Origin of the sequence: Bradyrhizobium sp. (genome assembly GCF_016462955.1) — a bacterium.
In the GTDB taxonomy this organism is placed as follows: domain Bacteria; phylum Pseudomonadota; class Alphaproteobacteria; order Rhizobiales; family Xanthobacteraceae; genus Bradyrhizobium.
Window position 1 is genome coordinate 7,318 of the sequence record NZ_JAEMSD010000121.1, and the last position, 8,291, is coordinate 15,608.

7 protein-coding genes are annotated in these 8,291 nt (G+C 66.1%); 3 read left to right on the forward strand and 4 right to left on the reverse strand.

Features of this window, described 5'->3' with window-relative positions:
• The coding region (locus JHD07_RS15050; RefSeq protein ID WP_291623454.1) for an acyl-CoA dehydrogenase family protein at positions 1–302 on the forward strand (302 nt) is incomplete at its 5' end.
• A 15-nt stretch (positions 303–317) separates the two neighbouring features.
• Positions 318–1,514, forward strand: a complete 1,197-nt coding sequence (locus JHD07_RS15055) for an acyl-CoA dehydrogenase family protein (protein WP_291623457.1) — start codon at positions 318–320, stop codon at positions 1,512–1,514.
• Positions 1,515–1,714: 200 nt separating this feature from the next.
• Here JHD07_RS15055 and JHD07_RS15060 read toward each other — a convergent pair whose 3' ends face one another.
• From JHD07_RS15060 to JHD07_RS15070, 3 genes are all read right to left on the reverse strand, one after another.
• Entirely contained in the window at positions 1,715–4,039 is a 2,325-nt protein-coding gene (locus JHD07_RS15060) for a xanthine dehydrogenase family protein molybdopterin-binding subunit (RefSeq protein WP_291623459.1), read from the reverse strand.
• Positions 4,040–4,164: 125 nt separating this feature from the next.
• Positions 4,165–5,250 carry a trypsin-like peptidase domain-containing protein gene (locus JHD07_RS15065; RefSeq protein ID WP_291623460.1) on the reverse strand — a complete coding sequence of 362 codons (1,086 nt, stop codon included), beginning with the start codon at positions 5,248–5,250 and terminating at the stop codon, positions 4,165–4,167.
• A gap of 163 nt (positions 5,251–5,413) precedes the next feature.
• On the reverse strand, positions 5,414–6,289 hold the full coding sequence (locus tag JHD07_RS15070) for a dihydrodipicolinate synthase family protein (protein WP_291623462.1): 876 nt from the start codon (positions 6,287–6,289) through the stop codon (positions 5,414–5,416).
• 174 nt (positions 6,290–6,463) lie between these two features.
• On the opposite strand from JHD07_RS15070, the gene JHD07_RS15075 reads away from it, so the two are divergent.
• Positions 6,464–7,597 (forward strand): diguanylate cyclase, encoded by a 1,134-nt coding sequence (locus JHD07_RS15075; protein WP_291623464.1) that lies wholly within the window; start codon positions 6,464–6,466, stop codon positions 7,595–7,597.
• Between the two features lie 15 nt (positions 7,598–7,612).
• Here JHD07_RS15075 and JHD07_RS15080 read toward each other — a convergent pair.
• Positions 7,613–8,291: VOC family protein (locus JHD07_RS15080; protein ID WP_291623466.1), on the reverse strand; the 679-nt coding region annotated here is incomplete at its 5' end.

Sequence of the window (8,291 nt, forward strand, 5' to 3'; positions counted from 1 at the left end):
GCCACCGTCTCGCGGACATGGCCATGCAGGTCGACGAGGCGCGCTCGATGGCGCTGCGGGCGGCGTTGAAGGCAGATAGCGCGCCGACCGAACGGGCCCGGGCAGCGTCCGGCGCAAAAGCCAAGATCGGCAAATGCGCGCGCTTCGTCGGCGAGCAGTCGATCCAGCTTCATGGCGGCATGGGCGTCACCGAGGAGCTCGAGGTCGGCGCCTATTTCAAGCGCCTCGTCGCCTTCGACACGCTGTTCGGCGGCAGCGCGCATCACTATGCCCGCCACGCCGAACTCGGCCGCATGGCCTGACACCGGGAGAGCCTCATGGACCTGTCGTTCAACGCAGAAGAGCGCGCTTTCCAGAATGAGGTGCGCAGCTTCATCGCCAAAAACCTCACCGAGGAGATGAAGCGCGCGACCGCGCTGACGCCGTCGGTGTTCTCCGACCCCGATATCGGCATGGCCTGGCAACGCGCGCTGCATGCCAACGGCTGGGGCGCGCCGGGCTGGCCGGTCGAACATGGCGGGCCGGACTGGACGCCGGCGCAGCGCTGGATCTTCGAGACCGAATGCGCGCGCGCCGGCGTGCCCAACGTCAACGTGATGGGCGTGAAGATGGTCGGCCCCGTCATCATCGGCTTCGGCTCGCCGGAGCAGAAGAATTTCTACCTGCCGCGGATTCTCTCCGGCGAGGACTATTGGTGCCAGGGCTATTCCGAGCCCGGCTCCGGCTCCGATCTCTCCTCGCTGAAGACGCGCGCGGTGCGCGACGGCGACGACTATATCATCAACGGCACCAAGATCTGGACCACGCATGCCCATCACGCCAACCGCATGTTCGCGCTGGTGCGCACCAGCGACGGGCCGCGGCAGCAGGACGGCATCAGCTTCATCCTGATCGACATGAAGACGCCGGGCATCACCACGCGCCCGATCCTGACCATCGGCGGCGACCACGAGGTCAACCAGGTGTTCTTCGACGACGTGCGCGTGCCCGTCGCCAACCGCGTCGGCGAGGAAGGCAAGGGCTGGACCTACGGCAAGTATCTGCTGGAGTTCGAGCGCGGCGCGGGCATCGCCTCGGCCAAGCTGCGCGAAGGGCTGAAGGCGATCTCAGATCTCGCCGAGTCCGACCTCACCGGCCGCGCCATCGACAGCCCCGACATCGCAACGCGCATCTCAGAGGTCGAGGTCGACATCGACGCGCTGGAGATGACCGAGCTTCGCGTGCTCTCGGCGCTGCAGACCGGGCAAAATCCCGGCGCGGTGTCGTCGATCCTGAAGCTGCGCAACAGCGAGATCCGCCAGGCCGTGACGCGGTTAGGGGCCGACGTGATCGGCCACGACGCGCTTCACGTCGAGCCGATGCGACCGCTCTACAAGCTCAACCACGAGCCTGTTATCCCTGAGGAAATGCTGACCGTGATGCCGGAATATCTCAACGGCCGCGCCTACACCATCTTCGGCGGCACGTCAGAGATCCAGCGCGATATCATCGCGAAGATGATGCTGGGGATTTGACGACGAACCGGCGCCACATCATCGGTGTCGTCCCCGCCTAGTGCGCAATTGCGCACGGGGGCGGGGACCCATAACCACAGGCGGATGTGGTTACGGGGACTCGGAGTTGCCAGCTTCGCGCCACAACCACGCCCTGTGGTTATGGCTCCCGGGCTCGCGCTTCGCGCGCCCCGGGACGACACCCGAGTGTGACGCGGGGACTACCCCGCCGCCTTCGCGTCCCTGATCGCCTGCCAGATCTTCTGCGGCGTCAGGGGCGTGTTCAGCTGGGTGATACCGAGTTCGGCGAGCGCGTCCATCACGCCATTGGTGACGCAAGGCGGGCCCCCGATGGCGCCGGACTCGCCGCAGCCTTTTGCGCCGAGCGGATTGGTGCGGCAGGGTGCGGAATCGTCCAGCGTCACCACGATCGGCGGCACGTCGTCGGCGCGCGGAATGCAGTAGTCCTGGTAGCTCGCGGTGAGCAGCTGGCCGTCGGCATCGTAGGAGACGCCTTCGTACAGCGCCTGTCCGATGCCCTGCGCGACGCCACCATGGATCTGGCCCGAGACCAGCATCGGGTTCACCGCGACGCCGACGTCGTCCACTGTGGTGTAGCGCACGACGCGGGAGACGCCGGTCTCCGGATCGATCTCGACCTCGCAAATATGCGTGCCATTCGGCCAGCTGGGACCGTCGACCTCGCCTTCGGAATCGACGCTGAGCTTGGCACCGTTCTCCTTCTCGGCGAGATCGAACAGGCTGATGCGGCGGTCAGTGCCGACCACGGTGAGCATGCCACCCTGATACTCGATATCCTCGACCGACGTCTCCAGCACGTTGGCCGCCTTCTCACGCGCCTTCTGGATCAGGTCGTTCGAGGAGACCACCACCGCGGTGCCGCCGACGAACAGTGAGCGCGAGCCGACGCTGCCGAAACCCGTGGCAAGATCAGTGTCGCCCTGTACGACGTCGATCTTGTCCATGGGGATGCCGAGCGTGTCGGAGATCATCTGGGTGTAGGTGGTCTGCAGTCCCTGCCCCATCGCCATGGTGCCGGAGTGCAGCACGACCCGCCCTTGCGAGGTCGCTTGCAGCGTGACCTTTTCCGTATGCGCACGGCCGCCGGTCCATTCGATGTAGGAGGTGAGGCCGCGGCCGTAGAGCAGGCCTTTCTTCTTGGCCGCCTTCTTGCGCGCGGCAAAGCCGTCCCAGTCGGCGAGCTTCACGGCGCGGTCGAGCATGTGGGCGAAGGCGCCGGAATCGTAGACCTGGCCGGCGGCATTGGTGTAGGGCAGTTGCGCCGGCTTGATGTAATTGGCCTTGCGGATCGCGCGCGGATCCATGCCGATCTTTCGCGCAGCGGCGTCGAACAGGCGCTCGACGATGAACACCGCCTCGGGCCGCCCGGCGCCGCGATAGGCGCCGACCGGCGCGGTGTGAGTCATCACCGACTTCACCTCGAAATGCACCAGCGGCAGATCGTAAACGCCGGTCTGGACGAACGGCCCGAGCACCAGCGGGATGATGTTGGCCGCACCCGAGGAATACGCACCGGTGCAGCCGATCGACTTGACGCGATAGGCCAGCACCTTGCCCTTCTCGTCCAGCGCAAAGGACGCGGTCGAGGTGAGATCGCGGCCGTGGGTGCCGCCGACGAATTCGTCGGTGCGGTCGCCGCGCCAGCGGATCTTCTTGTTCAGCTTGGTCGCGGCATAGGCAACGATGCCGTCTTCCGGATAGAGGTTGGTCTTCTGGCCGAAACCGCCGCCGATGTCGCCGACCAGCACGCGGACGCTGTCCTTCGGGCGCTTCAGCACGGCTTCCGCCAGCACGTCGCGGGTCGAGGCCGGCGTCTGCGACTGCACGTGCAGCAGGAGACGGCCGGACTTCTTGTCGATCTCCGCGATGGTCGAGCGCGGCTCCATCGCGGACGGAACGAGGCGCTGGCTGACGATATCGAGCTCGACCGTATGCGCGGCCTTGGCAAAGGCTTCGTCGACCTTGGCGGCATCGCCGTAAGCCATGGCGCCGACGATGTTGTCCGGTGCCTCGGGCCAGACGACGGGCGCGCCGGGCTTTACCGCCTCGACCGGATCGACCACCGCGGGCTGCACGTCGTATTCGACCACGATCGCCTCGGCCGCGCTCTGCGCCTCCACCCGCGAGGAGGCCACCACTGCGGCCACGGCCTCGCCGGCATAGCGCACGACCTCGTGGGCCAGCAGCCGGCGCGGCGGCACCGTCATCGGCTTGCCGTCGGGGCGCTTGAAGATGTTCAGCGTCGGGATGGTGCCGACGTCGTCCTTGACGAGATCAGCGCCGGTGTAGATCGCGGTGACGCCGGGCATCGACGCTGCAGCGCCGGTGTCGATCGAGACGATCTTCGCGTGGGCGTGTGGCGAGCGCAGCACGTGCAACCACAACGCGCCCTCCTCCGGCTTGTCGTCGATGAATTGCCCCTTCCCGGTGAGCAGCCTCTGGTCTTCCAAACGCTTGACGGGCTGCCCCGCTCCGAAACGCAAATTGCCGGGAAGAATGTTCATTCCGTATGTCCTCGAAATCCGCAAAGGCGACCGTGGCGGTTTTAACGGATTTTGCGGTCCAGACAACCGAGCTCCGGCACATCGGCCGTACGCGTCAGAACCCCTTGCTGGCGCCGATGGGCTGCCTAGGACCGGTCGATATCGACGATGCCCACATTCACGTCACGGGTGTCCGAGCCGCGCTTGACCGTGAGCCGAACGGTTTTTCCGGCCCCGGCCTGCTCCAGCGCATCGGTCAGGTCGGCAAGGCGCCGCACCGGCTTGCCTTCCACCGCAGTGATGATGTCTCCCACCGCTCCCGTGGAAAAATTGACACCGCGAATCCCGGCACGCTCGGCAGGGCTACCGGGGGCCGTCCGCACCACGATCACCCCCTCGACAGCAAGCCGGGTCGAAACATCCTCGCCGGCGGCCACGATGCCGATGCCCGGCGTCGGCACTCGGCCGTTGCGGATGAGCTCCGGGACGATCCGGTTCACGACGTCGACCGGGACCGCGAAGCCGATGCCGGCGTTCGAGCCGGACGGCGAGATAATCGCCGTGGTGACCCCGATCAGCCGGCCGGCGGAATCCAGCAGCGGCCCGCCCGAATTGCCCGGGTTGATCGCGGCATCGGTCTGGATGACGTTGGCGATCTCCCGGCCGCCATGGGTCGGCAACCTGCGCTTGAGCGCACTGATGATGCCGGAGGTCATCGACTGGTCCAGTCCGAAGGGATTGCCGATCGCGAAGGCGGATTGCCCGACTTTCAGGTCGTTCGAGCTGCCGAGCGCGATCGGAGCCGGAAGCTCGCGCACGCTGCGGATCCGCAGCACGGCGAGATCGTAATTGGGAGCCGTGCCGACCAGGTCCACCTGGGCCACCTCTCCCGACGCAAACCTCACCGCGATCTCGCCGCCATTGGCGATGACGTGATTGTTCGTCACGAGATGACCGTCGCGGTCCCAGACGAAGCCCGTGCCGGACGCATTGCCCTGGCTCTCCTCACCCATGAGGGGACTGGCTGCCGATTTGGCGGCCACCTGGACCACCGAAGGCGACACGCGCTCGAAGATGTCGATGGTGGCCTTTTCGCCCTCGGACAGCGGCCCCCGCTGCTCGACGGCGCGCGCGGCGGGCGTGGTCCAGGGGACTTGCAGGATCTTCGCGGCGGTGACGGCAAGCAGCAGGGCGGCGACAGCTGCTGCGGCAATCGCATAGCGACGATTCATCGGGATCACCATCTGTTATGCTGAATGCGGGGCTCTGAGATGCACATGCATGGAGGGCCTTGCTCAGGCAGAAACGTCGCAGACGAGCGGAAGTTTCTCGGTCAGGTAAGGGGCATTTGCTGCCGTGCACGGGTGCCGGGACGAATTGCCGCGTAACGAGCAATTATGTCAGATCGCGCAGAGCCGTCTCCACGACCTTGCCCGCCTCGGCGGTCAAAGGTGCCTGCGGCGGGACGGGGTCGCCGACGTCGTAGCCCTGGATCGCAAGCCCGGCCTTGATGCAGGCGGCGAGGTTGAAGCGGGCAAAGGCTTCGTTGATGCGCCACAGCCGGCGCTGCAGCGCCATGGCCTCGTCCCACCGTCCGGCCTTGCAGAGCTCGTAAAGCGCAACGCTCTGGCGCGGGATGATGCAGGCAGGTCCTGCCATCCAGCCGCGGCCGCCGATCAGCATCACCGCCGCCGGAATGTGGGCGGAGGCCGAGAACACACGCAAGCCATCGCCGCAGCGGTTCATGATCGAGAGCAGCCGGCCGGTATTGGTCGAGGCATCCTTGATGTAGCCGATGCGCGGATGTTCGGCGAGGCGCGCAACGACGTCGAGGGTGAGATCGGAACGCTGAAATTGCGGGTTGGTGTAGATGACGACGGGAATGTCGACGGCATCCGCGATGGCGCGGAAGTAGGATTCGACCTGGGCATCGGCCAGCGGGAAATAGGCTTCCAGGATCGCGAGGACACCGTCGGCACCAAGTTTCTGGTAGGCTTTCGCCTGCGTCACCGCGTCCGCGGTCGAGGTGGAGGCGACGCCCGCCACAACAGGCACCCGGCCCTTCGCGGCCTCGATCGTGGTCTGCACGACAGCGCTGCGTTGCGCGGCATTGAGATAGGCGAATTCGCCGGTCGAGCCCAGCGGCGTCAACCCGTGCACGCCGGCGCCGATCAGGTCATCGCAGAGCTTGCCGAGGACTTCGGTGCGCACATTGCCACCGGCATCGACGGGCGAGACGAGATAGGGGAAGACACCGTGGAATTCGGACATGTGCGCGAAGGTCCCAGCATCGGAACCCGGCAAGGCCCCGTCGATTGCTGCTATCATGTGAGAAAATCGCCAGCAAGCCGGGCTTTGACGACTCCTTAAGGATGTTGCGAACTGGCCATCATGACGCGCCCCATCCCCTACTCGGTTTTAGGGAGTGATGGTGATGGTGCCCGCATGCCTCTCACAATGCTGTCCAGGTATCTGCATCCCGATCCGCGCATCCGGCGCGAGCTGGTCGATCTCCTGTACACGTCATTGCCGCAAGTGTTTGCCATCGGCGTGACATCCGTAACGGGCGCCGTGGCGCTGACGGTCATGAGCGGTGACATCGGCTATGCCGTCATTTCGGCTTTTATCTTCGTCACCGCGGCCGCCCGCGTCTATTCCCTGCTTCGCTACAAAGCTCGCGCGGCGCAATTGTCCGACGCAGACGTGGTTCGCTGGGAGCGGCTTTACGGCGCCGGGGCCTCGGCGTTCGGCCTTGCGCTAGGCCTGCTCTCCTATCGCGCGCTCGCGCTCGACGACGACCCCGGCGCGTGGATCGCGTTCGGCCTCTCGATGTCGTTCTGCGTCGGCATGGTCTCGCGCGCCGCGATCCGGCCGTGGATCATCCTGAACACGGCCGCCATCCTCCTGCTGCCGACGATCGTCGGCGGTCTGCTCCGACCCGAATTTGCCTACAAGATCGGCGCGATCATGCTGGTGTTCTTCTGGCTGACCCTGCGCGAGGCCTCGAAGCATCTGTCTGCCGCGTTCGTCGAACGCGTCGAGGCCAAGCATCGGCTGGCGCGGCAGGCCACGCACGACTTTCTCACGGGATTGCCGAACCGCGCCGCGTTCTTCCAGGCCTTGGCCGAGACGAGCGGCGATTTCGCGATCGTCGCCATCGATCTCGACGGCTTCAAGCCGGTCAACGACCGTCACGGCCACCAGGCCGGAGACGATCTGCTGCGCCAGGTGGCCCAGCGTCTGTCGTCCTGCATCGGCGACAGCGGCATCGCGGCACGCTTTGGCGGCGACGAGTTCATGATGCTCCGACCAGTCACAGCGGGCGAAGCCGGTCGTGAGGAGGCGCTCGCACTGGCGCGTCAGGCCATTGCCGAGCTGTCGATGCCCTTCTTGCTGACGGACATTCCGGTATGCATTGGCGCAAGCGCCGGCATTCTCGTCAGTACCGATGCCGTCAGCGCGGGCTCGGCCTCGCAATTGCTGGAACGGGTCGACCGTGCGCTTTATACGGCCAAGCGCGCGGGAGGCGGATGTTGCGTCTGGTCGGACGAGCACGCCGACCTTCGCGCGGCAGGCTGAAGCAGCCGCCTTCGATCACGCCTTGAGCAGCCGCACGCGCGTACCCCAGGGATCGACGGCCTCGAGGCCGCCTGCGAGCGCCGTCACCTTCGCACCGGCCTTGCGCAGGCGCTGCTCCTGCGCGGCGAGAATGTCCGGCTTTTCCGTCACCAGTGAGAACCAGGCCAGGCCGGTCATCTGATCGTCACGCTGGCCCGCGCCCTGGCTCTGCCAGACGTTGATGCCGAGGTGATGATGATAGCGGCCCGACGACAGGAACGCCGCGCCGCTGCGGCTGCGGGTCGGATCGAGACCGATCGCGCCATGATAAAAATTGCCGGCCTGCGCGAGATCGCCGACCCGCAGGTGCATGTGACCGACGCGCAAGCCCTCCGGCGCCCCGGCATAATCGGGCACGCGCGAATTGGTCAGCGACAGCAGGTCGGGAATGTTGAGCTCGTCGGTCGCCATCTTCACGCTGCCCTCGCTCCACTGCCATTGCGAGGGATCGCGGTCGGCATAGACCTCGATGCCGTTGCCTTCTGGGTCGTCGAGATAGACGGATTCGCTGACGAGATGATCGGCAAAGCCCGACAGCTTCGCGCGGTGCGAGGCGGCGTGAACCAGCCAGCGCGCCAGGTCCTTGCGGGTCGGCATCAGGAAGGCGGTGTGATAGAGGCCGGCGGCGTTGCGCGGCTCGATGGCCGCCTCGCAC

Excerpts from the sequence above, each read along its gene's own strand:
- JHD07_RS15070 (WP_291623462.1), bottom strand. The coding sequence starts at position 6,289 with ATGTCCGAATTCCACGGTGTCTTCCCCTATCTCGTCTCGCCCGTCGAT.
- JHD07_RS15075 (WP_291623464.1), top strand. The coding sequence starts at position 6,464 with ATGCCTCTCACAATGCTGTCCAGGTATCTGCATCCCGATCCGCGCATC.
- JHD07_RS15060 (WP_291623459.1), bottom strand. The coding sequence starts at position 4,039 with ATGAACATTCTTCCCGGCAATTTGCGTTTCGGAGCGGGGCAGCCCGTC.
- JHD07_RS15065 (WP_291623460.1), bottom strand. The coding sequence starts at position 5,250 with ATGAATCGTCGCTATGCGATTGCCGCAGCAGCTGTCGCCGCCCTGCTG.
- JHD07_RS15055 (WP_291623457.1), top strand. The coding sequence starts at position 318 with ATGGACCTGTCGTTCAACGCAGAAGAGCGCGCTTTCCAGAATGAGGTG.